Origin of the sequence: Aestuariimicrobium sp. G57 (genome assembly GCF_050110855.1) — a bacterium.
Taxonomy (GTDB): Bacteria; Actinomycetota; Actinomycetes; order Propionibacteriales; family Propionibacteriaceae; genus Aestuariimicrobium.
Map to the genome: position 1 here is coordinate 495,370 of NZ_JBNINW010000001.1, position 26,151 is coordinate 521,520.

Annotated in this window: 25 protein-coding genes and 1 tRNA gene; 12 read left to right on the forward strand and 14 right to left on the reverse strand. The window is 68.8% G+C overall.

Going from position 1 to position 26,151, the window contains the following annotated elements:
• Nucleotides 1–7: 7 nt before the first annotated feature.
• Together lysA and ACQCX5_RS02325 are read right to left on the reverse strand one after the other, a co-directional pair.
• Nucleotides 8–1,408, reverse strand: a complete 1,401-nt coding sequence (gene lysA, locus ACQCX5_RS02320; protein ID WP_434540370.1) for a diaminopimelate decarboxylase — start codon at nt 1,406–1,408, stop codon at nt 8–10.
• Between the two features lie 142 nt (nt 1,409–1,550).
• Nucleotides 1,551–2,066 carry a hypothetical protein gene (locus ACQCX5_RS02325; RefSeq protein WP_434540371.1) on the reverse strand — a complete coding sequence of 172 codons (516 nt, stop codon included), beginning with the start codon at nt 2,064–2,066 and terminating at the stop codon, nt 1,551–1,553.
• Between the two features lie 79 nt (nt 2,067–2,145).
• On the opposite strand from ACQCX5_RS02325, the gene ACQCX5_RS02330 reads away from it, so the two are divergent.
• The 6 genes from ACQCX5_RS02330 (at nt 2,146) to galK (ending at nt 10,417) form a co-directional block, all read left to right on the forward strand.
• Nucleotides 2,146–2,220 (forward strand) — tRNA-Arg (locus ACQCX5_RS02330).
• A gap of 58 nt (nt 2,221–2,278) precedes the next feature.
• On the forward strand, nt 2,279–3,634 hold the full coding sequence (locus ACQCX5_RS02335; protein WP_434540372.1) for a glycosyltransferase 87 family protein: 1,356 nt from the start codon (nt 2,279–2,281) through the stop codon (nt 3,632–3,634).
• Nucleotides 3,631–5,124, forward strand: a complete 1,494-nt coding sequence (locus ACQCX5_RS02340; RefSeq protein WP_434540373.1) for a glycosyltransferase 87 family protein — start codon at nt 3,631–3,633, stop codon at nt 5,122–5,124. The genes ACQCX5_RS02335 and ACQCX5_RS02340 overlap by 4 nt, the downstream gene beginning before the upstream one ends.
• Before the next feature lie 150 nt (nt 5,125–5,274).
• Nucleotides 5,275–9,042, forward strand: coding sequence for a multifunctional oxoglutarate decarboxylase/oxoglutarate dehydrogenase thiamine pyrophosphate-binding subunit/dihydrolipoyllysine-residue succinyltransferase subunit (locus ACQCX5_RS02345; protein ID WP_434540374.1), 3,768 nt, complete (start codon nt 5,275–5,277; stop codon nt 9,040–9,042).
• On the forward strand, nt 9,042–9,221 hold the full coding sequence (locus ACQCX5_RS02350; protein ID WP_434540375.1) for a DUF6104 family protein: 180 nt from the start codon (nt 9,042–9,044) through the stop codon (nt 9,219–9,221). Before ACQCX5_RS02345 ends, ACQCX5_RS02350 begins: the two co-directional genes overlap by 1 nt.
• Nucleotides 9,218–10,417 carry a galactokinase gene (galK, locus tag ACQCX5_RS02355; RefSeq protein WP_434540376.1) on the forward strand — a complete coding sequence of 400 codons (1,200 nt, stop codon included), beginning with the start codon at nt 9,218–9,220 and terminating at the stop codon, nt 10,415–10,417. Before ACQCX5_RS02350 ends, galK begins: the two co-directional genes overlap by 4 nt.
• A 1-nt stretch (nt 10,418) precedes the next feature.
• Here the strand turns inward: galK and ACQCX5_RS02360 are convergent, their stop codons facing one another.
• Nucleotides 10,419–10,748: a hypothetical protein gene (locus tag ACQCX5_RS02360; RefSeq protein WP_434540377.1), complete on the reverse strand. Its 330-nt coding sequence runs from the start codon at nt 10,746–10,748 to the stop codon at nt 10,419–10,421.
• A gap of 274 nt (nt 10,749–11,022) precedes the next feature.
• On the opposite strand from ACQCX5_RS02360, the gene ACQCX5_RS02365 reads away from it, so the two are divergent.
• Nucleotides 11,023–11,274: a WhiB family transcriptional regulator gene (locus ACQCX5_RS02365; protein WP_434540378.1), complete on the forward strand. Its 252-nt coding sequence runs from the start codon at nt 11,023–11,025 to the stop codon at nt 11,272–11,274.
• A 7-nt stretch (nt 11,275–11,281) separates the two neighbouring features.
• Here ACQCX5_RS02365 and ACQCX5_RS02370 read toward each other — a convergent pair whose 3' ends face one another.
• Nucleotides 11,282–12,754 carry a sensor histidine kinase gene (locus ACQCX5_RS02370; protein WP_434540379.1) on the reverse strand — a complete coding sequence of 491 codons (1,473 nt, stop codon included), beginning with the start codon at nt 12,752–12,754 and terminating at the stop codon, nt 11,282–11,284.
• Nucleotides 12,755–12,861: 107 nt separating this feature from the next.
• Here ACQCX5_RS02370 and ACQCX5_RS02375 point away from each other — a divergent pair, with 107 nt between their 5' ends.
• Complete coding sequence (locus ACQCX5_RS02375; protein ID WP_369797015.1) at nt 12,862–12,936, forward strand: 50S ribosomal protein bL37; 75 nt, start codon at nt 12,862–12,864, stop codon at nt 12,934–12,936.
• 80 nt (nt 12,937–13,016) lie between these two features.
• Here ACQCX5_RS02375 and ACQCX5_RS02380 read toward each other — a convergent pair whose 3' ends face one another.
• The 4 genes from ACQCX5_RS02380 to ACQCX5_RS02395 form a co-directional block, all read right to left on the reverse strand.
• Entirely contained in the window at nt 13,017–13,337 is a 321-nt protein-coding gene (locus ACQCX5_RS02380) for a zf-HC2 domain-containing protein (RefSeq protein ID WP_434540380.1), read from the reverse strand.
• Entirely contained in the window at nt 13,337–13,981 is a 645-nt protein-coding gene (locus ACQCX5_RS02385; RefSeq protein ID WP_434540381.1) for a sigma-70 family RNA polymerase sigma factor, read from the reverse strand. The genes ACQCX5_RS02380 and ACQCX5_RS02385 overlap by 1 nt, the downstream gene beginning before the upstream one ends.
• Before the next feature lie 112 nt (nt 13,982–14,093).
• Entirely contained in the window at nt 14,094–14,810 is a 717-nt protein-coding gene (locus ACQCX5_RS02390) for an alpha/beta hydrolase family protein (protein WP_434540382.1), read from the reverse strand.
• The gene (locus ACQCX5_RS02395; protein WP_434540383.1) at nt 14,807–15,631 is read right to left on the reverse strand and encodes an SOS response-associated peptidase; all 825 of its coding nucleotides are present in this window, start codon (nt 15,629–15,631) and stop codon (nt 14,807–14,809) included. Before ACQCX5_RS02395 ends, ACQCX5_RS02390 begins: the two co-directional genes overlap by 4 nt.
• An 83-nt stretch (nt 15,632–15,714) precedes the next feature.
• Here ACQCX5_RS02395 and ACQCX5_RS02400 point away from each other — a divergent pair, with 83 nt between their 5' ends.
• The 4 genes from ACQCX5_RS02400 (at nt 15,715) to ACQCX5_RS02415 (ending at nt 19,894) form a co-directional block, all read left to right on the forward strand.
• Nucleotides 15,715–16,305 (forward strand): DoxX family membrane protein, encoded by a 591-nt coding sequence (locus ACQCX5_RS02400; RefSeq protein ID WP_434540384.1) that lies wholly within the window; start codon nt 15,715–15,717, stop codon nt 16,303–16,305.
• Entirely contained in the window at nt 16,302–17,624 is a 1,323-nt protein-coding gene (gene aroA, locus ACQCX5_RS02405) for a 3-phosphoshikimate 1-carboxyvinyltransferase (protein ID WP_434540385.1), read from the forward strand. Before ACQCX5_RS02400 ends, aroA begins: the two co-directional genes overlap by 4 nt.
• Nucleotides 17,621–18,673, forward strand: coding sequence for a ribosome small subunit-dependent GTPase A (rsgA, locus tag ACQCX5_RS02410; protein WP_434540386.1), 1,053 nt, complete (start codon nt 17,621–17,623; stop codon nt 18,671–18,673). The genes aroA and rsgA overlap by 4 nt, the downstream gene beginning before the upstream one ends.
• 429 nt (nt 18,674–19,102) lie before the next feature.
• Complete coding sequence (locus ACQCX5_RS02415) at nt 19,103–19,894, forward strand: inositol monophosphatase family protein (protein WP_434540387.1); 792 nt, start codon at nt 19,103–19,105, stop codon at nt 19,892–19,894.
• Nucleotides 19,895–19,898: 4 nt separating this feature from the next.
• Here ACQCX5_RS02415 and serA read toward each other — a convergent pair whose 3' ends face one another.
• From serA to ACQCX5_RS02445, 6 genes are all read right to left on the reverse strand, one after another.
• Nucleotides 19,899–21,107: a phosphoglycerate dehydrogenase gene (gene serA / locus ACQCX5_RS02420; RefSeq protein WP_434540388.1), complete on the reverse strand. Its 1,209-nt coding sequence runs from the start codon at nt 21,105–21,107 to the stop codon at nt 19,899–19,901.
• Nucleotides 21,108–21,186: 79 nt separating this feature from the next.
• Complete coding sequence (locus ACQCX5_RS02425; RefSeq protein WP_434540389.1) at nt 21,187–21,945, reverse strand: ABC transporter ATP-binding protein; 759 nt, start codon at nt 21,943–21,945, stop codon at nt 21,187–21,189.
• Nucleotides 21,942–22,814, reverse strand: coding sequence for an ABC transporter ATP-binding protein (locus ACQCX5_RS02430; protein WP_434540390.1), 873 nt, complete (start codon nt 22,812–22,814; stop codon nt 21,942–21,944). Before ACQCX5_RS02430 ends, ACQCX5_RS02425 begins: the two co-directional genes overlap by 4 nt.
• Nucleotides 22,811–23,626, reverse strand: coding sequence for an ABC transporter permease (locus tag ACQCX5_RS02435; protein ID WP_434540391.1), 816 nt, complete (start codon nt 23,624–23,626; stop codon nt 22,811–22,813). Before ACQCX5_RS02435 ends, ACQCX5_RS02430 begins: the two co-directional genes overlap by 4 nt.
• The gene (locus ACQCX5_RS02440; RefSeq protein ID WP_434540392.1) at nt 23,623–24,606 is read right to left on the reverse strand and encodes an ABC transporter permease; all 984 of its coding nucleotides are present in this window, start codon (nt 24,604–24,606) and stop codon (nt 23,623–23,625) included. Before ACQCX5_RS02440 ends, ACQCX5_RS02435 begins: the two co-directional genes overlap by 4 nt.
• 16 nt (nt 24,607–24,622) lie before the next feature.
• Nucleotides 24,623–26,149 (reverse strand): ABC transporter substrate-binding protein, encoded by a 1,527-nt coding sequence (locus ACQCX5_RS02445; RefSeq protein ID WP_434540393.1) that lies wholly within the window; start codon nt 26,147–26,149, stop codon nt 24,623–24,625.
• Nucleotides 26,150–26,151: the final 2 nt, after the last annotated feature.

A 26,151-nucleotide genomic window follows, 5' to 3' on the forward strand; every position in this document is an offset into this window, starting at 1 on the left:
TCAGTCCTCAGCTCACGTCGAGTGCCAGCAGGTCATCAAGTGTCTCGCGCCGCAGCAGCGTGCTCGTCGCGCCGTCACGCACCGAGACCACAGCGGGCTTGGTGGCGTGGTTGTAGTTGCTGGCCAGGCTGCGCGAATAGGCGCCCATGGCGGGCACGGCAATGACGTCGCCGGGGGCGATGTCAACCGGCAGGAACACGTCGTGCACCAGGATGTCGCCCGACTCACAGTGCTTGCCGACCACCCGGCACAGCACCGTCGGCTCGGCAGTGGTGCGGTTGGCGACCACGGCCGAGTACTGCGCTGCGTACAGCGCCGGGCGGATGTTGTCGCTCATGCCGCCGTCGACCGAGACATAGATGCGCTGGGCGCCACCGTCGAGGTCGACCGGCTTCACCGTGCCCACCGTGTACAGGGCCAGGGTGCTCGGGCCGACGATGGCGCGGCCGGGCTCGATCGACATGCGGGGCACGTCCATCTGGTAGGCGCGGGCCTCGTGCTCGACGATGTCGCGCAGGTTGGTGGCCAGCGCATCGGGGGTGGCCGGTGAGTCGGCCTCGGTGTAGCGGATGCCGAAACCACCGCCCAGGTCTAGTTCGGCCAGCGCCACCCCGGTCGCGTCGGTGAACTGGTGCAGCAGCTTCATCGTGCGCCGTGCCGCCACCTCGAAGCCGTCGGTCGCGAAGATCTGCGACCCGATGTGGGAATGGATGCCGAGCAGTTCGAGGTGCGGGCTGACATGGCAGCGCACCATGGCCACCATCGCCTGGCCGTTGCTGATCGAGAACCCGAACTTCTGGTCCTCGTGCGCGGTCGCGATGTATTCGTGGGTATGGGCCTCGACGCCGGCGGTGACGCGGACGAGCACCCGCGCCCGCACCTCATGACGTCGGCAGATCTCTTCGAGCCGCTCGATCTCTTGCAACGAGTCGACGATGATGCGGCCCACCCCGTTGCCCACCGAGAGTTCAAGCTCTTCGACGGACTTGTTGTTGCCGTGGTGACCGATGCGGCGGGGCTCAACCCCGGCCTCGAGCGCGACCCGCAGCTCGCCCAGGCTGCACACGTCAACACCCAGGCCTTCTTCGGCGACCCAGCGCCCGACGGCGCGGCAGATGAATGCCTTGGCGGCGTAGTACACGTCCCAGCCCGCGAAGGCATCCGCGAACGCGCGTGCCCTTGTGCGCAGGTCGCGCTCGTCCACGACGTACAGCGGCGAGCCGTGCTGGGCGATCAGGTCATCAGCGCGCAGCCCACCGACAGTGAGCACGCCGTCGTGGTCGCGCCGCACCGTCTCGCTCCACAACGCGGGGTCGAGAGCGTTGATGTCGGCGGGCCGCTGCAGCCACTGGGGGCCGGGTGAGGACACGTCAGCGTGGATGGCACCGGCAACGTGGGTGTGGGTCATTGATCACCTTGGTCGGGTTGGTCTGGGTACTTGAGTCTGTGGGCGGGTCCGGGGGGACGAACGACGCAGTCACCGATTCTTCCACGTTTCCCGCACGCCCCGCCCAGCCGCCGCTGGGCGGCCCTCAGGCAGTCGTGGTCCCTCAGGAAGTCGTGGCGCTGATCGTCACCTGCTTGACCCCACGCAGCACCAGTGCGCGGGCATCCTTCACGGGCGCACCGTCAGCCGTGACCGTGAGCCCGGAACAGGCCGCGCCGAGGCACTGGTCGGTGAACCGCACGCCCCACACGGTGAAGAACTGCCCGAGGGTGACCTCGCGGTTGCCCCGCCCCTCGAGCCAGACCTGCCCCGACGTGTCGTGGGTGTGCACGGGTGCCTGCAGGGCGCGTGGACGATCCACGCCGATGTGACGCGCCACCTCGACGGCCTGGCCGTCGATGGTGATGCTGAGCTGCACGATCCACGGGTCGCTGCGGTCGTCGAGCGGCAACTGCGGAAGACCTGCCCTGTCGAGGTAGCTGACCCCGTCACGCGGCGCTGCCCACGGTGGGGCACCGTCGCGGATCACGGCCGGTTCGGGCGCCGCCTGCTTGACACACCCGGTCAGGGCAAGCAGCACGGACAGCAGCACCAGGAACGCACGATTCGGTCGCAACACGCCGCCAGACTATCGACGGACCGCCTGCGTCCATGAGCGTCGTCCAGTGCTGCTAGCATTGCCTAGGCCCAGACGCCGGGCCCCCGTAGCTCAGGGGATAGAGCACCGCCCTCCGGAGGCGGGAGCGCAGGTTCGAATCCTGCCGGGGGCGCCACAGCACTGAACAGCACCGCACTGAACTGCACCGCACTGAACGGGACGGGAGGCTCGCAGTGACCACTGACGAGCCGGGCCGCCTGCTCAGACTGCGCTACCGCATCACCAACTTCCCCGGCACCGACTGGGCCCAGGACGGGCGCAACCTGCTCAAGGTCTGGGTGGGGGCGCGCGTGCTCGTCTTCGCCGTCTGGCTCATCATCGCCCCGTCCACCCAGGGCGATGTTGTCTATTACTGGTCAAAGATCGACCAGTTGGCGACGCTGGGCCCCGAACAGACGCTCGTCGAGTACCCCACACCGGTCATCTGGCTGCTCTACCTGCCCTACCTGCTGGGCCTTGGCACCAAGGTGGGTTATGTCGTCGCGTTCGTCGCCTGCATGCTCGCGTTGGACGCCGGTTTCTCGTACAGCATGTGGCGCAACGGCGGCCGCCTGCGCGCGCATGCGCTGCTGTTCTGGACGGCCTTCCTCGCGCTGGTCGGGCCCACCGCCTACCTGCGCTTCGACCTGATCCCGGCGGTGCTGTCGGGCTGGGCGCTGGTGTCGCTGACCAAGAACAGGCACTGGTTGGCCGGCATGTTGATCGGTGCGGGCGCCGCCACGAAGCTCTGGCCGGCCCTGATGTGGCCGGCGCTGTGCCGCGACCGCAGGAGTGCGGTGCGGGCCACCATCGGGGTGTTCGGCTTCGGCGGGCTGCTGGCGCTGGTCTCGCTGCTGTGGGCCGGCTGGGACCGGCTGCTCTCGCCCCTGACCTGGCAGTCGGGCCGTGCGCTGCAGGTCGAGTCGGTCTGGGCCACCCCGCTGATGCTGGCCCGCATCGTCGCCAAGGACGAGTACTGGGTCGGCATCTCGACATTCCAGGCCTTCGAGGTCTGGGGCCCGGGCGACGGGTTCATGCTGGCGCTGGCGTCGGCCTCGTCCATCATCGGCTACGTCGGCGCCGTGGTGCTGTACGTGCTGTGGTGGCGCCGTCCCCAGCACCGCCTGGTCGAATCGGCCGCGCTGATGCTGCTGGTCGTGCTCATCATCATCGTCACCAACAAGACATTCTCGCCGCAGTACATCATGTGGCTCGGTGGGCCGCTGGCCGCCGGGTTCGCGGTCGTCTCGTTCGACCAGACCGGTGCGGAACGCGAGCGGATCCATGCCCGTGACCAGCGCCGGCTCAGCCGCATGGGCTGGGTGGTGCTGGTGCTGACCGCGTTGACCCAGATCGTCTACCCCATCGGCTACGGACCGCTGGTGCAGGGCAGTCTGGGCATGTCGGTCGTGACGCTGGTGCTGGCGGCCCGCAACATCGGCATCGTGCTGCTGCTGGCCTGGACGCTTCGCTGGATCTGGCATTTCGTACGACCCCAGCGGCAACCAGCCACCCGGCCCACCGCGCACCGCGAGAGCGTGCCGTCGTGAGCGCTGCGGCCGGGCGGCATGCGAGCGGCCCCGAGCCGACGTTCCCCGCCCCCGACCCGGATGCAGGGCAGCGGGCGGCGTCCTGGTGGCGCACGGCCACCAGCTGGTGGACCGGTGATGGGCACGGCCACCAGCCCCCGGTGTGGTGGCGCCACGTGCGCCGTGCGTTGGGGGCGGCGTGGGTCTGGATCCTGCTGTTCCTGCTGAGCCGCGCGTGGGTGCTGCGCGAGTGGTACGACAAGTACCAGTTCATCCGCAGTGACGTGAACTACTACCTGTGGTGGCTCAACCACGACGTCGGCATCACCGAACGGCTGGTCGAATACCCGCTGCCGGTGGTGTGGCTGCTCGACTCGCTGCGTGTGTTCGGCAATGACCAGAACACCTACCAACTCGCGTTCGGCCTGGCGATGGCAGCCCTGGACGCCGCCTTCTGCGTGCTGCTGTGGCGGCGCGGCACACTGCGGGCGCTGCTGTTCTGGAATGCCTTCGTCACGTTCTTCGGGGCGCTCATCTGGTTCCGCTACGACATGGCGCCCGCGTTCGTCGTCGGCGTCGCGGCGCTGCTGGTCACCCGCCACCCCCGGGTGAGCGGGGCGCTGGTCGCGCTGGGCGCGGGCCTGAAGCTGTGGCCCGCCATGCTCATCGCCCCGCTCATGGGCCGGTCGCGCGCCGCCGTGCTGCGCACGGTGTGGTTTGCCGTCACGGGTGCGGCACTGGCGGGGCTGGCGTTCCTGCACGGCGGCTGGCAACGACTCATCTCGCCGCTGACATGGCAGTCCGACCGCGGCCTGCAGGTCGAGTCGGTGCCGGCCACCTGGCTGATGTGGCAGCGCTCGCGCGACCCCCGGGGCTGGACGGTTGAGATGAGCAAGTACAACGCCTTCGAGATCTTCGGCCCCGGCACCGATGCGTGGATGCGCTTCTCGGATGTCGTCATGGCGCTGGCCGTGCTGTCTGCTGCATGCATGGTCGTGGTGGTGTTCGTCCGCAAGCAGTTGCCTGCCGACCTGTTGGCCCTGGCGATGACGAGCATCGTGTTGTTCATGCTGGTGGCCAACAAGACCCTGTCGCCCCAGTACCTGCTGTGGCTGGGCACCCCTGTGGCTGCGCTGCTCGCGCTGGCACACACGCACACCATGCGGGCGCGGGCACACCTGTTGGCCGCCCTGACCCTGTTCGCGGCCTTCCTGACCCAACAGGTCTACCCCGTCTTCTATGGCCAGATCATCGGCGCCATCCCCACGGTGAAACACACGGGAGTGCTCGTGGCCCGCAATGCCCTGCTGCTGGTGATGGCCGTCATCGCCACGGTCTGGACGTGGGCGGACCTGACTGCCGAGCGGGCTGCTGGGCGCCACGACACCCCGGACGAGGTGGCGGACGACGACCTGTCCGACGAACTGTTCGAGGTTGGCTTCGATGCCGCGGCCCTGAAGCAGATCGACAGGCTCGACGAGCCCGCGCGTCCGGGACGTCGCGGCGACTGAAACACCAGGAAAAACACGCGTCCAGACACGGGTTGTTGGTTGGGACGATTCCGACCCAACAGATAGAGTCGTTCGCGGCGGGCATTGGCGCCCGGACGACTCGAGATCGCGGAAGAAGGCTAACGGTGGCCTCGGCCACCAGGTAACGACATGTCGCAGACAGATCCCTCTCTTGATTACGGTGCGAACGACTGGCTCATCGACGAGATGCGTGACCAGTTCTTGAAGGACCCGCAGTCAGTGGATGCGAGTTGGCGCGAGTTCTTCGCCGCCGAGGGGTCTGCCCCCGCCTCGCCGACCCCGCCCCCTGCCGTCGAAGCGCCCGCGCAGCCCGCCGCGATCCCTGCCGAGCATGCCCGACCCGCCCAACCTGCGGCCCAGGCGCCGGCCCCAGCGCCAGCCCAGCCCGCCACGACGACGACCGCTCCCCCGGCGCCGGTGACCCCCGCGAAGGCCACCCCCATGGCCCAGTCGTCCCACTCGGCCAGCACGGCCCCGATCGGTGCCGACCGCCCCGACCCCAGCCGTCGTCCTGCCTCGACCTCGACGGGCCCGGTCAAGAAGCCCATGAAGGGTGCGCCGATGCGCACCGCCAAGAACATGGACGCCTCGCTGACCATGCCGACCGCGACGTCGGTGCGCAACGTGCCGATGAAGCTCGTGATCGACCAGCGCGGCCTGATCAATGACTTCCTGAAGCGGTCCAAGGGTGGCAAGGTCAGCTTCACCCACATCCTCGGCTATGCCATGGTCCAGGCGCTCAAGGCGATCCCGGACATGAACAACTCCTATGAAGAGGTCGACGGCAAGCCGACGCTGGTCGTCAACGACCAGATCAACCTGGGCCTGGCCATCGACGTCCCGAAGCCCGACGGCACCCGCCAGCTGCTGGTGCCCGCCATCAAGGATGCAGGCTCGCTCGACTTCGCCCAGTTCTGGGCCGCCTACGAAGACATCGTGCGCAAGGCGCGCAACAACAAGCTGACGGTGGACGACTTCGCCGGCACCACTGCCTCGCTGACAAACCCCGGCGGCCTCGGCACCAGCCACTCGGTGCCCCGACTCATGAACGGCCAGGGCGTCATCCTGGGCATGGGCTCGATCGACTACCCGCCCGAGTTCATGGGCAACTCGGTGAGCCGGCTGAACGAGATGGGCGTCTCGAAGATCACGACGATGACCTCGACCTATGACCACCGCATCATCCAGGGCGCGGCCAGCGGTGAGTTCCTCAAGACCATCGCCGACCTGCTGCTCGGCGCCAATGGCTTCTACGACGACATGTTCACCAGCCTGCGCATTCCCTATGCACCGCTGCGCTGGGCCAACGACATCTCGGGCCACCGCACCAACCAGGTGCCGAAGGCCGCCCGCGTCGTCGAGCTGATCCAGGCCTACCGCCAGATTGGCCACCTCGCCGCCGACATCGACCCGCTCGAGTACAAGGCCCGCACCCACACCGACCTCGAACTCGACACCCACGGCCTGACCATCTGGGACCTCGACCGGGAATTCGCCGTGGGCCACTTCGGCGGCCAGCGCCGTGCCTACCTGACCCTGCGCGAGATCCTCGACATCCTGCGCAGCTCGTACTGCCACACCCTGGGCATCGAGTACATGCACATCGCCGACCTGACCGAACGCGAGTGGTTCCAGGAGCGCTTCGAGAAGACCCACACCTCGCTGCCCCGCGAAGAGCACCTGCGCATCCTCGACAAGCTCAACGAGGCCGAGATCTTCGAGACCTTCCTGCAGACCAAGTTCGTCGGCCAGAAGCGGTTCTCGCTCGAGGGTGGTGAATCGGTGATCGTGGCCCTCGACGAGGTCTGCGAGCGCGCCGCCGAAGAGGGTCTGGCCGAAGTCACGATCGGCATGCCGCACCGCGGCCGCCTGAACGTGCTCGCCAACATCGTGGGCAAGAACTACGGCCAGATCTTCCGCGAGTTCGAGGGCAACATCGACCCCCGCAACTCCCAGGGCACGGGCGACGTCAAGTACCACCTGGGTGCCGAGGGCACGTTCGTGGCCCCGTCCGGCGCCACCGTGAAGGCATCGGTCGCCGCGAACCCGTCCCACCTCGAGGCCGTCAACCCGGTGCTCGAGGGCATCACCCGGGCCAAGCAGGACGTGCTCGGTGGCGGTTTCGGCGTGCTGCCGATCCTGCTGCACGGCGATGCATCGTTCTCGGGCCAGGGCGTCGTCTACGAGACCCTGCAGATGAGCCAGCTGCGTGGCTACACCACGGGCGGCACGATCCACATCGTCGTGAACAACCAGGTGGGCTTCACCACCTCACCGCAGGAATCGCGCTCGTCCACGTACTGCACCGACGTCGCCAAGACCATCCAGGCACCGATCCTGCACGTGAACGGCGACGACCCCGACGCCTGCGTGATGGCTGCCCGACTGGCGTTCCAGTACCGCGAGCGGTTCCACAAGGACGTCGTCATCGACCTGGTCTGCTACCGCCGCCGCGGTCACAACGAGGGCGACGACCCCAGCTTCACCCAGCCGAAGATGTATGACCTGATCGAGCAGAAGCGGTCGACCCGCAAGCTGTACACCGAATCGCTGATCGGCCGTGGCGACATCTCGATCGACGACGCCGAGCAGGTGCTCGACCGGTTCCGCAGCCGCCTCGAAGAGGTGTTCAAGGAAGCCCGGGCCACCCCGGTCGTCGACGACGAGTACCGCAAGGTGCCCGTCTACCCGATCAAGTCGAGCAGCACCGGCGGCACTGCCATCACACCCGCGATGATGCAGTCGGTCGCCAACGCCCACACGTCGTTCCCCGACGACTTCACGGTGCACCCGAAGGTGTTGCCGCAGCTCGAGCGCCGCGCCAAGCAGATCATGGAGGGGCCCATCGACTGGGCGACCGCCGAGATCCTGGCGTTCGGTTCGTTGGTGCTCGAGGGACGACCCGTGCGCCTGACGGGTCAGGACTCGCGCCGCGGCACGTTCACCCAGCGTTTCGCCGGTGTCGTCGACCGCGTCACCAACGAGGAATACCTGCCGCTGCGCCACATGAGCGACGACCAGGCCAGCTTCGAGGTCTATGACTCGCTGCTCAGCGAGTACGCCGTCATGGGCTTCGAGTACGGCTACTCTGTGGCCCGTCCCGACGCCCTGGTGGCGTGGGAAGCCCAGTTCGGTGACTTCGCCAACGGCGCCCAGACGATCATCGATGAGTTCATCGCCTCGGGCAATGCCAAGTGGACGCAGAAGTCGGGCGTCGTGATGCTGCTGCCGCACGGCTACGAGGGTCAGGGGCCCGACCACAGCTCGGCGCGCATTGAACGCTGGCTGCAGCTGTGCAGCGAGAACGCCCTGGCGGTGTGCCAGCCGTCGACCGCGGCCAGCCACTTCCACCTGCTGCGCCAGCACGCGTACGTCAATTGGCACCGCCCCGTGATGATCGCCACCCCGAAGTCGATGCTGCGCAGCAAGCCGGCCGCGTCGCAGCCCGAGCAGTTCACCAGCGGCAAGTGGGAACCAGCGCTCGACGACCCGTCGATCGTCGACCCGTCGCAGGTGCAGCGCATTGTGCTGTGCTCGGGCAAGGTGCGCTGGGACCTGGTCGCCGAACGTGAGAAGCGCGGCCTGGAGGGCAAGGTCGCCATCATCTCGCTGGAGCGGCTCTACCCGCTGCCCGACGAGGCGCTGACGGCGATCCTGGCGCGTTACGCCCACGTCACCGACGTCAAGTTCGTGCAGGACGAGCCTGAGAACCAGGGATCGTGGCACTTCATGAAGATCCACCTGGCCGACGCCCTGAAGGCGCGGGGCGCCGCCGTGGACGTCTCGGGCATGCAGGTGGTCGCGCGTCCGTACGCGTCGGCACCGTCGGTGGGCACCATGAAGCAGCACAAGGCGCAGGAGGCCGAACTCATGAGCCGTGCCTTCGAGGGCCTCTGATGTACTTCACCGACCGGGGCCTTGAAGAACTCGAGGCACGCAGGGGCGATGAAGAGGTGACGTTCGCCTGGCTCGCCGAGCAGATGCGCACCTTCGTCGACCTCAACCCCGAGTTCGAGAACCCAGTGGAACGCCTGGCCACGTGGCTGGCCAGGCTGGATGACGAGGACGACGAATGAACCAGTCCCCCGCCGCCGTGGCAGAGCACGGTGCACGCCGCGACGCCGTGACCGCTGCGTACACGCAGCGGTGGGGGGCCGGGCCCGCCGGCGTCTGGGACGCACCGGGCCGGGTGAACCTGATTGGTGAGCACACCGACTACAACGACGGTTTCGTGATGCCCTTCGCGTTGACCCGCTCGGCCATGGTCGCCGCCGCACGCCGCGATGACGGCCGCATCGTGGTGACCTCGCTCGACCTGGACGAGACCGTCGAGACCTCGGTCGACGACCTGGTGCCGTTCGATGCCCCCGGTGCCGCGGCCCGGGTGTGGGCCGACTACCTGACCGGCTGTGTCTGGGCACTGCGCGAGGCGGGTCACCAGGTCGGTGGGGTCAACCTGGTGCTGGAATGCAGCGTGCCGATCGGCGCGGGCCTCTCGAGCTCGGCGGCGCTGGAATGCGCCACCGTCGCTGCCCTGGTCGACTTGTACGGGCTCGACATCGACCCCATGGAACGTGCCGTGCTCGCCCGCCGCTGCGAGAACGCCTATGTCGGCGCACCCACCGGCCTGCTCGACCAGGCCGCCTCGACGCTGTGCACCCTGGGTCACACACTGTTCATGGACTGCCGCTCACTCGAGACCCAGCAGGTCCCGATGGATTTCGCCAGCGTCGGCCTCGAGATGCTGGTGCTGGACACCATGACCCCGCACAGCCACGTCGACGGTGAATACTCCTCGCGCCGCGCCACCTGCGAGAAGGCCGCAGGCCTGCTGGGCGTGCCGGCGCTGCGCGACGTGGACGACCTGGCCGCCGCACTCGCCACGCTGGCACCCCACGGCGACGAACTGGTGAAGCGCACCCGCCACGTCGTCACCGAGAACCATCGCGTGCTCGAGGCCATCGACCTGGCCCGCGCCGGACGCGTCGCCGACCTGGGGCCACTGCTCGATGCTTCGCATGCCTCGATGCGTGACGACTTCGAGATCACGGTGCCGACGGTCGACCTGGCCGTCGAGACCGCCCGCGCCCACGGCGCGCTGGGCGCGCGCATGACCGGCGGTGGCTTCGGCGGTTGCATCATCGCGCTGGTGCCCGAGGGCACGGCCGACCGGGTCGGGCAGGCGATCGCCAAGGCCTTCGCGGGAGCCGGTTTCGGGGCGCCGAAGTGGTTCAGCGCGGTGCCCTCGGCGGGCGCACGCCGGATCGCCTGAGTTACTTCGGTTGGGGCCCGCGGCCGAACTCGGCGCGGGTCGAGGGCCACAGCAACGCGACGATCGACGCCACCACCGGGATGAGCCCGAACCAGAGCCACAGCGCCTTGCTGCCGTTGGCCGTCGAGGCGATCACCATGGCATGCAGCACGTTGGCGCCCATCATGGGGCCAAAGGCCAGCGGGTGCTTCTTCCACCCCAGCCATGCGATGCCGGCGACCGCCACGCCATAGACCAGCAGTGCCGCGCCGACGCCGACCGAGAACCTGCCGTGCCCCTGGGCCATCACCGAAACACCCAGCGCCACCAGCACCAGGGCCTGCAGCGCCACGAGTGTGACACCAATCACAAGCGGCGTGGGTCTGGCTGCGCGTTCTACTGACAACTCTTGGGGCACGCGACTACTGTAGTCGTGAACCGGCGGCAGGTTAGCAGCCACCGAGTTCACGGATTGCCCCAAACCCTTGAAATGCTTCGCGTGGTGGCCATAGAATGGATCGGCTCACCGGGGATCACAACTCGATCGTGTGGGCAATCCACCGACTGGCCTGTCAAGGCTGGTCGTTTTCTATGCGTGTCTTCGACCGAGATTGGAGCTTGAGGCCATGGACTGGCGCCACCGGGCTGCCTGCCTGACGGAAGATCCGGAGCTGTTCTTCCCGATCGGCAACACGGGTCCTGCCCTGCTTCAGATCGAGGAGGCGAAAAAGGTCTGCATGCGCTGCGAAGTGCGCGAGCAATGCCTTGCCTGGGCCCTCGAAGCCGGCCAGGACCATGGGGTCTGGGGCGGTCTGAGCGAGGACGAGCGCCGCGCCATGAAGCGCCGTCAGGCGCGCAGTCGCCTGCGCAACTCCTGAGGACGGCTCACTCGTCCGGGTGACCGATCGGCAGCCTGATCACCGCACGTGCCCCCGGGGCACCGTCGGGGTTGTTCCTCAGGTCGAACGTGCCACCCAGGTCGCTCATCAGGGTACGGACGATCGAGAGCCCGAGACTCTTCGAGCCCTCGACGACCGTCGGGTCGGTGATGCCCTTGCCCTCATCGATGACCGCCACCTCGAGCCAGCCGTCACCGCGGGTGGGTCGCACCGTGATCGTCCCCGAACCCGTGACGCCCAAGCCATGCTCGACCGCGTTCTGGCACAGTTCGGTCATCACGACCGACAGCGACGTGGCCGAACCCGCCGGCACCATGCCGAAGCTGCCGTCGCGGCGCGCCCGCACGTTGTCGGTCGCCGCCGCCAGGTCGCCGACCATCTGCAGCACCCGGTCGGCGACGTCGTCGAAGGGCACGTCCTCGTCGAACGTGCGGGACAGGGTCTCGTGCACCACGGCGATGGCCTGCACGCGTCCCATGGCATCGCTGAGCGCCCGCTTGGCCTCGGGTGACTCGATGCGGCGGGACTGCAGTCGCAGCAGCGCGGCCACCGTCTGCAGGTTGTTCTTGACCCGGTGGTGGATCTCGCGAATCGTCGCGTCCTTGGTCACCAGCGCCCGGTCGCGGTGGCGCAGTTCGGTGGTGTCGCGGCACAGCACCAGCGTGCCCACGTGGCCCTCGAGGCCCATCAACGGCACCACCCGCACGCGCAGGCTCGCCTCGTCGGTCTCGATGTCGAACTCGCGCACCTCGCGTCCGGTGATGTCGCGCACGATCGTCTGCCCGATCTGGGACGAGCGGTTAACCAGGTCGCGGGTTACCTCACGCAGGTCTTCACCCTCGAGGTCGCCGGCCCAGCCCAATCGCCGGAACGCCGAGACCGCGTTCGGGGTGGCATAGCTGATCACACCGGCCGGGGACAGCAGCACCATGCCGTTGCCCACCTGCGGGCTCAGCGACGGGTCAGACGTCGGGTGCACGGGATAGGTCGCCCGCCACGCCATCACCGACAGCGCATCGGCGGTCTCGAGATAGGCGTCCTCGAGCGCACCGGGCGCCCGCACACCCATCCGGTTGGTGTGCCGTTCGACCACGGCGATCACCCGACCGCGCCGCAGGATCGGGATGGCCCACACGTCAACGGGGATGCCTGCCCGCAGCTGGTTGTCGCTGGTCTCGCAGATCGACTCACTCAGGTAGGCCTCGGTGACCAGGTGCTCGGGCTCGTAGTGGATCATCTCGCCCACCACGTGGTCCTCGAGTGCGGTCGGCCCGGTCGAGGGTCGGGTCTGTGCCGCGGCCCAGAAGATGGAATCGTCCGCGTCGGGCACCCACAGGATCAGGTCTGAGAACGACGTGTCGGCAAGCATCTGCCATTCGTGGACGAAGTCGCGCAACCACTGCTGGTCCGAGGGGTCGAGGGTGGTCTTGTCGAGCATCGTCTGGGACAACAAGGACATGCGCGGATCCTATCCCCCAGCACCCGGTTGGGGATTGCAGTGGGTTTCTGGCAGAATTGGCAGCCGTGCCGAGACACGGCACCACTCAATCCCCCGGGAGGACGACGATGGGCAAGACCGGACGCAAGCGCCGCGCACGTCGCAAGAAGGGTGCGAACCACGGCAAGCGTCCCAACGCCTGAGCCGTCGCACCACACAGCAATGGCCCCGTCCCCGTCGTGGGGGTGGGGCCATTCTCATGCGCAGCGCGGGTCGGGCGGGTTCAATCCTGGGCGGGTGGCTCCTGCAGCGACGTGGTCACGACGGTGGTGGTGACGTGCATCTTCATGACGCGTGCGCGCAACCCGTCCGGGCAGGCTGACGTCGGCATCGCACGCCGGATCAGTGTGGTGATGGCGGTCTCGACGTCATAGGTGTCCAGGCAGGATTCACAGGCCTGCAGGTGCTCACGGATCACGTCGGCGGTGTCCTCGTCCAACTCACCGTGCAGGAACTCCTGGATGCGCGAGAGCGCCTCGATACAGGAGTCGTGCGCGTGGGGTTCGTCGCCGCCGTGATGGGAATGGGCCACGTGGAGTGTCATCAGAGGTCACCGTCGTTCTCGTCACCACCGCGGGCTCCCGGGCCGATGCCCATGCTCGCGGCGTAGTCGTGCAGCTGCTCGCGCAACTGCTTGCGTCCTCGGTTGATGCGGCTCATCACGGTGCCGATCGGGGTGCCCATGATCTCGGCGATCTCTTTGTAGGCGAACCCGTCGACGTCGGCGAGGTAGACAGCCTCGCGAAAATCGGGTGAGAGCTTGTTCAACGCGTCGACGACCACCTGGTCAGGCATCGCCTCGAGCGCCTCGGTCTCGGCTGAGCGCAGGCCGGTGGCGGAATGGTCGGCGGCACGGGCGATCTGCCAGTCCTCGACCTCGCCGTCGCCGCCGATCTTCGGCTGGCGCTGGGCCTTGCGGTAGCTGTTGATGTAGGTGTTGGTGAGGATGCGGTAGAGCCACGCCTTGAGGTTCGTGCCGGGGGTGAACTGCGCGAAGCTCGAATACGCCTTCGCATAGGTTTCCTGCAGCAGGTCCTCGGCATCGGCGGGGTTGCGCGTCATCCGCATCGCGGCACCGTAGAGCTGGTCGATGTATGCCATCGCATCCCGCTCGAAGCGCTCGGCGCGCTCGGCGTCGGTTTCGCTGTGGTCGGCCTCGGCCACCTGGTCAGCCGTATCGACGTTCATGAGGAAAGAGCCTAGCGAATCGTCGCGACAGGCGACCCCGGGGGGTGTCAGGCGAGTGGTCATCGTGGGGCTCATGTCGAACTGAACGCCCAAGTGCCCCGCGATTATTCCGTCACACCGGGATGGCGTGAGCGCCCAGGAAGTCGAGCACGTTGGCTGCGAGCCAATCGCGGTGGTCGGCGGCGGTGCGCACCTTCGCGGGCACGCTGAGCGGGTGCCCGGCGCCGGTCACCTCGACCACGGTGATGTGGGTGTTGGACGACGACAGCGCCTTGTTGACCTCGGCTGGTGTGCCGAACGGGTCGCGGTCACCCTGCAGCACCAGCACCGGCACTGTGGGGGCCAGCAGTTCGTCGAGCCGGCTCGATTCGGGTTTGCCCGGTGGGTGCAGCGGGAACGACAGCCCCAGCACCGCCGCCGCCCCGAGTGCGGCGGCGCAGCGGCAGGCCACCCGGGCACCTGCCGAATGCCCGCCGACGACCAGCGGTGCCCCGCCGAGGTGCAGTTGCCGACCCAGGGACCCCGTGACCAGCGCCGGCACTGCAGCCAGCCAGGCCTCGTCCAGCGTCGGCGGCCGGGTCGCGACCTTCTTGCCGGCCACCTTCCACGGCTGTTCGAAGCGGGCGACGGTGATGCCGTGGGCAGGCAGCAGCGCCGCGAGTGCGACCAGGTCGATGCCGTCGACACCCCCGCCGGCGCCGTGGCCGAGCACGACGAGTGCGCGGGGCGAACCCTGCTCGGCGCCAGGTGCGGCGGGCGAGACATGCCAGCGTCCGGTGCCCTGCGGGGTGTCGACCTCGTGCAGGTTGACCTCACCGAGCAGCGTCATGATTCCTCCCCTTCCACGCGTTCGGCCGGCATCGGCTCGACCAGTTCGGGCCCGTCGTTCGACACCGTGCTGACCAGCCGCGAGACGGCATGCGCGGTCATTTCGCCGGCATCGGGCACGTGCACCAGGCCGAGCGCCGCATCGGCGTCGGCCAGCGTTGGGTCGAGCCAGGCATCCCAGTGCTCGGGGCGCACCTGCACCGGCATGCGGTCATGGATGCGTCCGAGGTCGTCGGTGGCAGCAGTCGTGATGATGGCGCACGTGGTGAGCCACGCGAGCGGGTCATCCTTATCGCGCGCAGGGTCGCGCCAGAACTCGTACAACCCGGCCATCACCATCAGCGGGGTGTCGATGCCGGCCGACCCGGCCGGAGCGCCGGAGCCTGTCGGATGGATGTAGAACGGCTGCTTGCGCGCCGACTTCGGGGCGTTCGGCGAGGCGTACCACTCGTAGTAGCCGTCGGCGGGGATCAGGCAGCGCCGCGACGTGAATGCCTTGCGGAAGCTCGGCTTCTCGGCCACCGTCTCGAGGCGCGCGTTGATCAGCTTGGCGCCGCCGGTGGGCGCCTTCGACCACGACGGCACCAGACCCCAGGTCAGTCCGACGAGCTTTCGGATGGTGTCCCGGCTGGTCGTCTGGTCATCGGCCTTGTGGGCACGTTCGACGATGGCCGCGACCTGGTCGGTCGGGGCGATGTTCCAGCGCGGCGCGGTGTACGGCTTCTGGTTCGGTCCGGTGGGGCCGGGTTCGACGACCTCGTCGACCTCGAAGATCTCGACGAGCTGGTCCTGGTGCCGCGACGCCGCGTATCGACCACACATGTGCCCAGCCTACGGGGCGTCCACGCAGTGTGCATTCAGCCCGGCACCACCACATTTGTCTCCGTTCGCGGTAGAAATGACCCATGAGTCTTCTGCGATTTGTCGGACGTGCCATGCTGGCCAGCCACTTCGTCTACGAGGGTGTCAAGGCCGTCACCAACCCCCAGGACCAGCTGGAAGCCGCCGAGCCGGTGGCCCAGAAGGTCGCGCCGCTCGCGCAGCGCGTGGCCCCCGCCCAGTTCGCGCCGTACGTGCCCCAGGAGACGAAGACGCTGGTGCAGCTGTGGGGTGCGGGTCGCATCTTCGGTGGCGCAGCCTTCGCCACCGGCATCGGTCGCCGTCTCGGCGCCGGCGTGCTGCTGGTCACCCAGGTGCCGCACGTGATCGCGCTGGCGCTGGAATTCACCCGGGCCGGTGACGAGCACAAGCGCGCCGCCCAGGCCAAGCTGCTCGCCGCCGTCGCCCTGCTGGGTTCGACGATCCTCGCCGCGCAGGACCACGAGGGCAATCCGTCGCTGGCCTGGCGTGCCGAGAACACCGCCGAGCGGCTCGGCAAGGCCGCCGACAAGAAGGCACAGGCCATCAGCAAGGACGCCGAGAAGCTCTCGAAGCGCGCCAAGAAGGAAATCAAGCAGGCGAAGAAGGCTGCCCGCAAGCAGCTTGATGCTGCATGACCAACTGGTCTGCGCCCTTCATCGGAGCCGGGGATGCGATCGATGCCTCGGTCGTGGTCCCCGGCTCCAAGTCCGAAACGAACCGTGCGCTGCTGCTCGCGGCGTTGGCCGACGGGCCCTCGACGATCACCGGTGGCCTGTCGAGCCGCGATGCCGACCTGATGCGCGCGGCGCTGGCGCAGCTCGGCGTCACGATCATCGACGAGGACGGTGCCTGGCGGGTCACTCCCCCGGCGGTGTTCGCGGTGCCGGATGCGCCGATCGACTGTGGTCTGGCGGGCACCGTGATGCGGTTCGTGCCGCCGCTGGCCGCGCTGAACGGCGGCCGGACGACGTTCACCGGTGATGCCCACGCCTCGGCGCGCCCGATGGGTGGGGTGCTCGACGGCCTCGCCCAGCTGGGGGTGGCCATCGATGCACCGAACATCCCGTTCACCCAGGACGCCTCGGGAGGGCTGAGCGGGCGCCGGGTCGAGATCGACTCGTCGGGCTCGAGCCAGTTCGTCTCGGCGCTGCTCTTGTCGGGGGCGAGGTACCCCGACGGGGTCGAGGTCGTGCATGTGCCGGCCGAGGCCGGCGCCAGTGTGCCCAGCCGCCCGCACATCGACATGACGGTGCAGATGCTGCGTGACCGCGGCGTCGAGGTGAGCACGCCCGACGAGGTCACGTGGCAGGTGGCACCGGGCGCGATCAGGGCTGTCGACCAGCAGGTCGAGCCCGACCTGACCTCGGCGGCGGCCTTTCTGGCAGCCGCGGCACTCACCGGCGGAGTCGTCCGGGTGCCCGGGTGGCCGGTCGAGACGACGCAGGGTGGGGCGGCGATCGCCGACATCCTGCGCCGGGTCGGCGCCGAGGTGTCGTTGGACGACGTGGGCGGCGGGCACGGCACGCTGGTGGTGCGCGGTACTGGCACGGTGCGGGGCATCGGCGCGGTCGACCTGCACGCCAGCAGCGAACTCACCCCGGTGGTCGCTGCGGTGGCGGCGGTCGCCGACGGGCGCACCGTGATCCAGGGCGTCGCGCACATCCGCGGGCATGAGACCGACCGGCTCGCGGCGCTGGTGGCCGAACTGGGGGCAGTGGGTGCGGCGATTCGCGAGACCGCTGATGGGCTCGAGATTGAGGGACGTGGTGCCGGGGTGCTGAAGCCGGCGCTCTTGAAGGCGTATGCCGACCACCGGATGGCGCATGCCGCCGCCGTCGTGGGACTGGTCGTCGACGGCGTCGAGCTCGATGACATCGCGTGCACCACCAAGACCATCGCGGACTTCCCGGGCATGTGGTCAGCACTCGTGACCCGGTCGGGGGCGCACGGGTGAGCCCGAAGGTGCGCGGCCGGGCCGCCGAGGGCCTGCGAGATGACGACACGGACAGTTTCGACCGGCCGCGTCGCCGCACCCGCCCGCGCACCAAGGACCGCCCCGATTTCAGCGAACTGCCGCTGGGCCGGGTGATCACGGTCGACCGGGGGCGTTACCGGTGCTCGGTGGTCGACGCTGAGGGCCAGCCGCTCGACCCGCCCGTCACGGTGCTGGCTGCGAAGGCCAGGGCGCTGGGCCGCAAGGCGGCGATCGTGGGCGATGAGGTGCGGCTCGATGGTGATGTCACCGGCGCCGACGGCACGTTGGCGCGCATCGTCGAGGTGATCCAGCGGCGCACCGTGCTGCGTCGCACCGCCGACGATGATGACCCGTTCGAGCGGCCGATCGTGGCCAATGCCGACCAGATCATGATCGTCACGGCGCTGGCCGACCCGCCGCCGCGCACCGGAATGATCGACCGGATCCTGGTGGCCGCCTATGACGCGGGCATCGAGCCGATCCTGTGCCTGACGAAGGCCGACCTGGCGAGCCCCGATGCGTTGCGGGCGGCCTACGAACCGCTGGATGTGCCGGTGGTGGCGACCGAGCCCGGCTCGGACCTTTCCGGGGTGCGCGACCTGCTCGACGGGCATGTGACGGTGTTCGTGGGGCATTCAGGCGTAGGCAAGTCGACACTGGTGAATGCGCTGATCCCGGGCGCGGGCCGCACCACGGGTGTGGTGAATGACGTGACCGGGCGCGGCAGGCACACGTCGACGTCGGCGATTGCGCTGGAGTTGCCGGTGCGCGGGGCCGACCGGGATGCCACGGGCTGGGTGATCGACACCCCGGGCGTGCGGTCGTTCGGCCTGTCGCATGTGAAGCTCGAGACGATCCTGGCGGCCTTCCCCGACCTGGCGCAGTTCATCCAGGACTGCCCGCGGGGCTGCACGCATGCGAGCGCTGAGCCGGAATGTGGTCTCGATGCGGCGGTGGGGCGTGGTGACCTGCCGGCGGGTCGGTTGGAGTCGTTCCGGCGGATGGAACGGGCCTGGCGGGAGTCGTAGCCCCCGCTCGTCCACGAACTTGCGAAACTGACACCAGTGCCCCGAGTGCGCCCCGAATCGGCCGAACCGGCTGCACTGGCGCCACCAGTGCCACTTGTACATGTTCGGCGAGGTGCCAGCCGCCGGACGAAGCAGGCGCCGGCCCTGCACCAGCCCCCGCTGGTCCACAAGCCTGCAGAACTGACACCCCGTGCATGCCCGTCCCGCCGGAAGCACCAGAGAAACTCGCTCTGGAGCAAGTTATTCGGCCGGACGGGGTCGATCGGGGCGAATAACTCGTCCTGGTGCAAGTTCTCGGGTCCCAGCCGCCGGACGAGGCCCCACGCCCGGGGCCCTGCAACAGCCCCCGCTCGTCCACGAACCTGCAGAACTGACACCACAGCCACGTCCACCACCTGCCCCGGGCCCCGAGCCACTAGGCTCAGCGACATGGGCTCCCCCGACTACACCGATGACCTGCGCCTGGCGCATCTGCTGGCTGACAACGCCGATTCGATCACGATGTCGCGTTTCAAGGCGCGCGACCTGACCGTGTCGACGAAGCCGGACATGACCGAGGTCACCGATGCCGACGTCGCCGTCGAAGAAGCCATCCGGCGCACCCTCGGCAAGGCCCGCCCGCGTGACGCCGTCCATGGCGAAGAAGGCGAGGACACCGGCTGGGGTCCCCGTCGCTGGGTGATCGACCCCATCGACGGCACCCGCAACTTCGTGCGCGGTGTCCCGGTCTGGGCCTCGCTCATCGCGCTCATGGTCGAGGACGAGGTCGTCGCCAGCGTCGTCTCGGCCCCCTCACTCGGCCGGCGCTGGTGGGCCCACAAGGGCGGCGGTGCCCACAGCGGCCCCACCCTGCTGCGCGGCCAGCAGATCCAGGTGTCGAAGGTTGGACGCATCGAGGACGCGTCCATGAGCTACTCGTCGGTCGGCGGCTGGATCGACTCGGGCCGCGGACAGGCCTTCGTGAACCTGCTGCGCGACTGCTGGCGCACCCGCGCCTACGGCGACTTCTGGAGCTACATGCTCGTCGCCGAAGGTGCCGTCGACCTGGCCCTCGAACCCGAGCTGGCGCTGCACGACATGGCAGCGCTCGACGTGATCGTGCGCGAGGCCGGGGGCCGGTTCACGAACGTCGACGGCATCGACGGCGTGAACGGCCCCGGCGCGCTGTGCAGCAACGGACTGCTGCACGCCGAGCTGGTCGAGCGGCTCAGGGCCGAGTAGGGCCTCAGGCCTGGATGACCCGCACCCGCACGGTGCCGGGCACCTCGGCGAGCTCGTGCTCGAAGTTGGTCTCGATGCTGTCCATCGACAGTTTGATGTCGGTGACCGCATAGCCCAGGTTGCCGCGGGTGCCCAGCGTCTGTGACTCGACGTTGGCGCCGTGGTTCGAGAACACCTGGTTGAGCCCCGCCATGACACCGGGGATGTTGCGGTGCAGGTGCACCACCCGGATCGCCCCGGCAGCCGGCGCACCGACCGCCGGCAGGTTCACGCTCATCAGCGTCGAACCCGTCTCGACGTAGTCGACCATCTTGCCTGCGACGAACCGGCCGATGTCCTCCTGCGCCTCTTGCGTCGAGCCACCGACATGCGGGGTCAGGATGACATTGGGCAAGCCCTGCAGTTCGCTGACGAACGGGTCACCTGCCCGCTTGGGCTCCTCGGGGAACACATCGATGGCCGCACCGGCGATGTGGCCCGACTTCAGGTTGGCCACCAGCGCGCTGTGGTCGACGACCATGCCGCGGCACAGGTTCAGGAACAGCGACCGCGGCCGCATCATCGCGAATTCGCGCTCGCCGAAGAAGCCTGCGTTGCCGGGGCGTCCGTCGACGTGCAGCGTGACGGTCTCGCACTCGGCCAGCAGCTCTTCGAGCGAGTTCGCCCGCCGCGCGTTGCCCAGCGCCAGCTTGTCGGCGATGTCATAGAACATCACGCGCATGCCCAACGCCTCGGCGACCACCGACAGCTGCGAACCGATGTTGCCGTAGCCGACGATGCCCAGGGTGCGTCCGCGCACCTCGTGCGAGCCCTTGGCCGACTTGTCCCACACGCCCTCGTGCATCAACCGGTTCTTGTCGGTCAGGTGGCGGGCCAGCACGATGATCTCGGCAATGGTCAGCTCGACGACCGAACGGGTGTTGCTGAACGGGGCGTTGAATGCGACGACGCCGTGGCCGGCGGCCGAACCCAGGTCGATCTGGTTGGTGCCGATGCAGAACGCGCCGACGGCCTTCAGCGACTCTGACCGCGCCTCGAGCACCTTGTCAGTGACGTGGGTCGCCGAGCGGATGCCGAGCAGGTCGATGCCCTCGAGGGCGTCGATCAAGTCGTCCTCGCCCAGCGCACCGGCGCGGGTTTCGACTTCGTAACCGGCTTCGGTCAGCACGCGGACCGCTTCGGGGTGGATGTTTTCGAGCAGGAGTGCCTTCACGAGGGGCGATTCTATTCCTGAATGCCAACCAGGTGCTGGCGAGGGCCAGCGTGTGGTCAGCGTCACACCCCGACCAGCATCACACCGGCAACCGCGGCATCGCCGCCACCAGCTCGGCGGTGTAGGGGTGCTGCGGGTTCTCGAACACCTCGGCGGTGGCGCCGTCCTCGACGATGCGGCCCTTGCGCAGCACGACCACCCGCTCACAGACATGCCTGATGACACCCAGGTCGTGGCTGACCATCAGCAGCGACAGGTCGCGGTCACGCACCAGGTCGGTGAACACGTTCAGGATCTGCGCCCGCACCGACACGTCGAGCGCCGAGACCGGCTCGTCCCCGATCAGCACCGTCGGGTGCGGCGCCAGTGCGCGGGCGATGGCGATGCGCTGGCGCTGCCCGCCCGAGAACTCGTGGGGGTACCGCTCACCCATCGACGCGTCGAGCCCGACCTGCCGCATCACCTCGTCAAACCGTGCGTGCCGGTTCGTGGACGGCTGCCGCGGCCGGTGTGAACGCAGCGGCTCGGTCACCGTGCGGCGCACCGTCATGCGCGGGTCGAGCGAGCTGCGGGGGTCCTGGAACACGACCTGCACGTCGGCACCCAGCCCCGCGCGGCGGTTGACCGGGTCACCGCGAAACCGCACCTCGCCGCCGGTGGGCGCGTCGAGCCCGGTGAGCAGCCTGATCAGGGTGGTCTTGCCCGAGCCGGACTCCCCCACCACCCCCAGCTGCGTGCCCTCGTCGATGTCGAGGGTGATGTCATCGAGCGCCCGGGTCGTCTGCCCGCCCCGGGTGTAGTGGCGGCTGACATTGCGCAGGCTGAACAGGGTGCTCATCGGACGGGCTCCTGGTCGGTGCCGGGCTCGACCGCCTCGAAGTCGTCGAGCACGGGCAGTCGTTCGCCGGGCGCGACGGCGTCCAGGCGGGCGGTGGCAATCAGCCCCTTGGTATAGCCCTGTTGCGGGTGGTGCAGCAGCGCCCCGACGGTGCCCTGCTCGACCAGCCGGCCCCGGCGCATCACCAGCACCCGGTCGGCCATCTGCGACACGATGGCCAGGTCGTGGCTGATGAACAGCGACGCCGCGCCGGTGCGGGTGAGCTGTTCGTCGAGGGTGCGCAAGACCTTGGCCTGCACGGTGACGTCGAGGGCGGTGGTGGGTTCGTCGCAGATGACCAGGTCGGGGGTGTTGATCAGCGCCATCGCCATCAGCACCCGCTGCCGCTGCCCACCCGAGAGCTGGTGTGGGTAGGAATCGGCGATCCGGGCCGGGTCGTCGAGCCCGACCGAGGCCAGGGTCTGTTCGACCCGGCTGCGGGTGTCGTGCTGGCTCAGCTGGTGCAGTCGCAGCGCCTCGGCGACCTGCCGCCCCGCGCGCATGGTCGGGTCGAGGGCGGTCAGCGGTTCCTGGAAGACCATGCTCATCTCGGTCGCGCGCAGCTTCGAGAGGTCACGATCGCGCAGGCCCAGCAGTTCTCTTCCGCGCAGCTTCACCGAGCCGGTGACGTGGGCGTTCTCGGGCAGCAGTCCCATGATCGCGAGCGCCGTGACCGACTTGCCCGAGCCGGATTCGCCGATGATGCCCAGCCGTTGGCCCTCGTCCACGCGGAACGACAGGTCGTGCACGGCCACCGTGCGACGGCGCCCGAATTCGACGTGCAGGCCGGTGACCTCGAGCAGTGGTGCCTGCTGCTGGGGGCTGGTCATGACACCTCCCGCAGCAACGGGTCGAGCCGGTCGCGCAGTCCGTCGCCGAGCAGGTTGAACCCGAGCACCGCCAGCCCGATCGCCAGCGCCGGCCACAATGTCAGCTCAGGTGAGGTGAAGATGCTGCGCTGGGCCTCGCTGAGCATGCGTCCCCACGAGGGGGTCGTCGGCGGTGCCGCCAGGCCCAGGTAGCTGAGCGCCGCCTCGGCCAGGATCGCCATGGCAAAACTCACCGATGCCTGCACCCCCAGCAGCGGCGCCACATTCGGCAGCACATGCTGCACACCGATCGCCGGCCAGCTGATGCCGCTGATGCGTGCGGCGGCGACGTAGTCGCGGGTCATCACCTGCATCGCGCCGGCGCGGGTGATGCGCACGAACACGGGGATGGTCGCGATGCCGATGGCAGTCATCGCCGTCCCCGTGGACGAGCCGAGCGCGGCGGCCAGCAGGATGGCGAGCAGCAGCGCCGGGAAGGCATAGAGCAGGTCGCTGACCCGCAGCGCGAGCCTGGACCACCAGCGGTCGTCCGACATGCCGATCAGCAGGCCCAACGGGATGCCGACCAACCCGGCGATCGCCACGGCGATCACGCCGACGACCAGGGTGGTGCGGGCGCCGGCCATCAGCCGGCTGACGATGTCGATGCCGTACTGGTCGGTGCCCAGCCAGTGGGTGGACGATGGCGGTTGCAGCGCACTGCCGGTGTCGACACGAATGGGGTCGAAGGGGGTCCAGACGAGGGCGACCACGGCGATGACCACCAGCGCGGCGACCAGCACGATGCCGGCCCAGAGCGTGAAGCGCTTCATGCGGCGGCCGCCGGGGTTCGGGTGCTGGGGGCCCGGCGCAGCCGCGGGTCGAGCAGCAGGAAGACCATGTCGACGACCGCGTTGATCACCAGCACGGCCGCGACCAGCAGCATCACGATGCCCTGCACCAGCAGCAGGTCGCGCTGGGTGACCGCCCGCAGCAGCGTCGAGCCCAGGCCCGGCAGCACGAAGACCTGTTCGACGACGATGGCCCCGACCAGCAGCGAGACCAGCATCAGCCCCACGACCGTCACCAGCGACAGGCCGGCGGGGCGCATGCCATGGCGCAGCACGGCCCCGAGCCGGGTCCAGCCGATCGACCGGGCGGTGCGCAGGTAGTCCTCACCGAGCACCTCGACGAACGCCGAGCGCACATAGCGGGTGAGCATCGCCCCCTGGACGAGCGCGAGCGACAGCACCGGCAGCACCAGGCTGCGCGCCCACGCGACCGGGTCGACCACCAGCGGGGTGAAGCCGTTGGCGGGCAGCCAACGCAGGTGCACCGCGAAGACGACCGTGAGCAGCAGCCCGGCCAGGAACGCCGGGACCGCCATGCCGATGTGGCTCAGCGCGTTGACGATGACCCCGTCGGCGTGGCGCCGGCGCATCGCCGACCACAACCCCAGCGGCAGGGCCACCGCGATCGAAACCAGCATGCCGAACCCCACCAGCCAGACGGTCACCCCGAGCGGGCCGTCGATGAGCTGCCAGATGGGTTCGCCGTTCAGCGCCGAGGAGCCCAGGTCGCCGCGCACGAACCCGGCGAGCCAGTCCCCGTAGCGGACGTACCAGGGCCTGTCGAGGCCGAGCTCGGCACGCAGGGCCGCCACCCGTTCGGGCGTCGCGCTCGTCCCGAGGATGGCACCGGCGAGGTCACCGGGCAGCGTCTGCACGGCCAGGAACACCACCAGGGAACTGCCGAGCAGGCTCGCGACGAGTGTCGCCAGCCGGATCAGCACGGCCCTGACGATGGGATTCACGCTCTCGGATTCACGCTCAGGCAGGTCGGGTGGCGACCGTGGTGAGGTCGAAACTCAGCGTCGGCACGTTCTTACTGATGCCGCTGACCGTGTTGCGGGTGACGATCAGGCTGGGCAGCAGGAACAGGAAGTCAGCGGCGGCATCGTCGGCCAGGATCTTGGCGGCCTGGCGCATCTTGTCGTAGGCCTGCTGCTCGGGGGCGGCGTCGGCCTCGGCGATGAGCTTCTGGAAGTCGGCGTTGTTGTAGTGCCAGTAGTACTTCGGGTCGGCCCAGGCCACGATGTCGCGGGCCTCAACGTGCGCCACCAGCGTCATGTCGTAATTGCCGCCCAGGAACACCTCGGTGATCCAGCGCTGGAAGTCGATCTCTTCGACGGTGACGGTGATGCCGACGTCCTTGAGCTGGCTGGTGATCACGGTTGCGGCGCCCGGGCCGTACGGCAGCGTCGGCACCCGCAGCTTCAGGGTGAGCCCGGTGGCGTGGCCGGCCGCGGCGAGCAGTTCGCGGGCCTTGGCCGGGTCGAAGGGATAGGTCTGCGACAGGTCTTCGTACCAGGGGTCGCTGGGCGGCACCATCGAACCGATGAGCTGGCCCTTGCCACCCCACACCGAGTTGACCAGCCCCTGCCGGTCGATGGCGTGGCAGATGGCCTGGCGCACCTGCCGTTTGGCCAGCGCCGCATTGCTGTGGTTGAAGCCCAGCACGACCTCGCCGGTGGTGTAGCCCTCGAGCACCGTGAAGCGATTGGTGTCACTGAACTGGCCCAGCGCCTGCGGCGCGGCGACGTTCGAGATGATGTCGAGGTCGCCTGCCAGCATCGCCGAGTTCATGGCGTTGGGGTCGGTGAAGTAGCGGAAGGTCACCGTGTCGATGCGCAGCGGCGTGCCCCAGTAGCGCTCGTTGCGCTTCAGCGTGATGGACGTGCCACGCTGGTGGTTCTCGAAGGTGAACGGGCCCGACCCCATGGGGGTGGTGCCCATGGTCTGGTAGCCCGCCGGGTCGATGATGATGCCTGCAGTCGAACTCATGTCATAGAGCCAGAACAGACTGGGCTTCTTGAGCTTGACGACCACGGTGGTGGCGTCCTCGGCGCTGACGGTGTCGATGTTGCCCATCGCCCGCGCGACCTCGGCGTTCTGCGAGTTGGCCTTGCGCAGGAACTCGATGCTGCCCACCACCGCGTTCGCGTCGAGGGCGGTGCCGCTGGCGAACGTGGCGGTCGGGTGCAGTGTGAAGCGGTAGGTCAGCCGGTCCTCGCTGATGGTCCAGGCGTTGGCGAGCAGCGGGCGCAGCGTGCCCTCGCCGTCGACCTTCACCAGCGTCTCGTAGACGTTGTAGAGCAACACCTGCGGGATGGCGGCCTGGGCGTTCTTGATCGGGTCGAGCACCTGTGGCTCGTCCGAGGCACCCACGCTGATGGTGCGGCTCGCGGACTGTTGCGTGCCCGGGAGGTCATTGTTCAGGCAGCCCGCGAGCAGGGGCAGGCTGGCGGCGGCGGCGCCGAGCCCGAGCACGTGGCGGCGGGTGAGGTCTGATGACATTG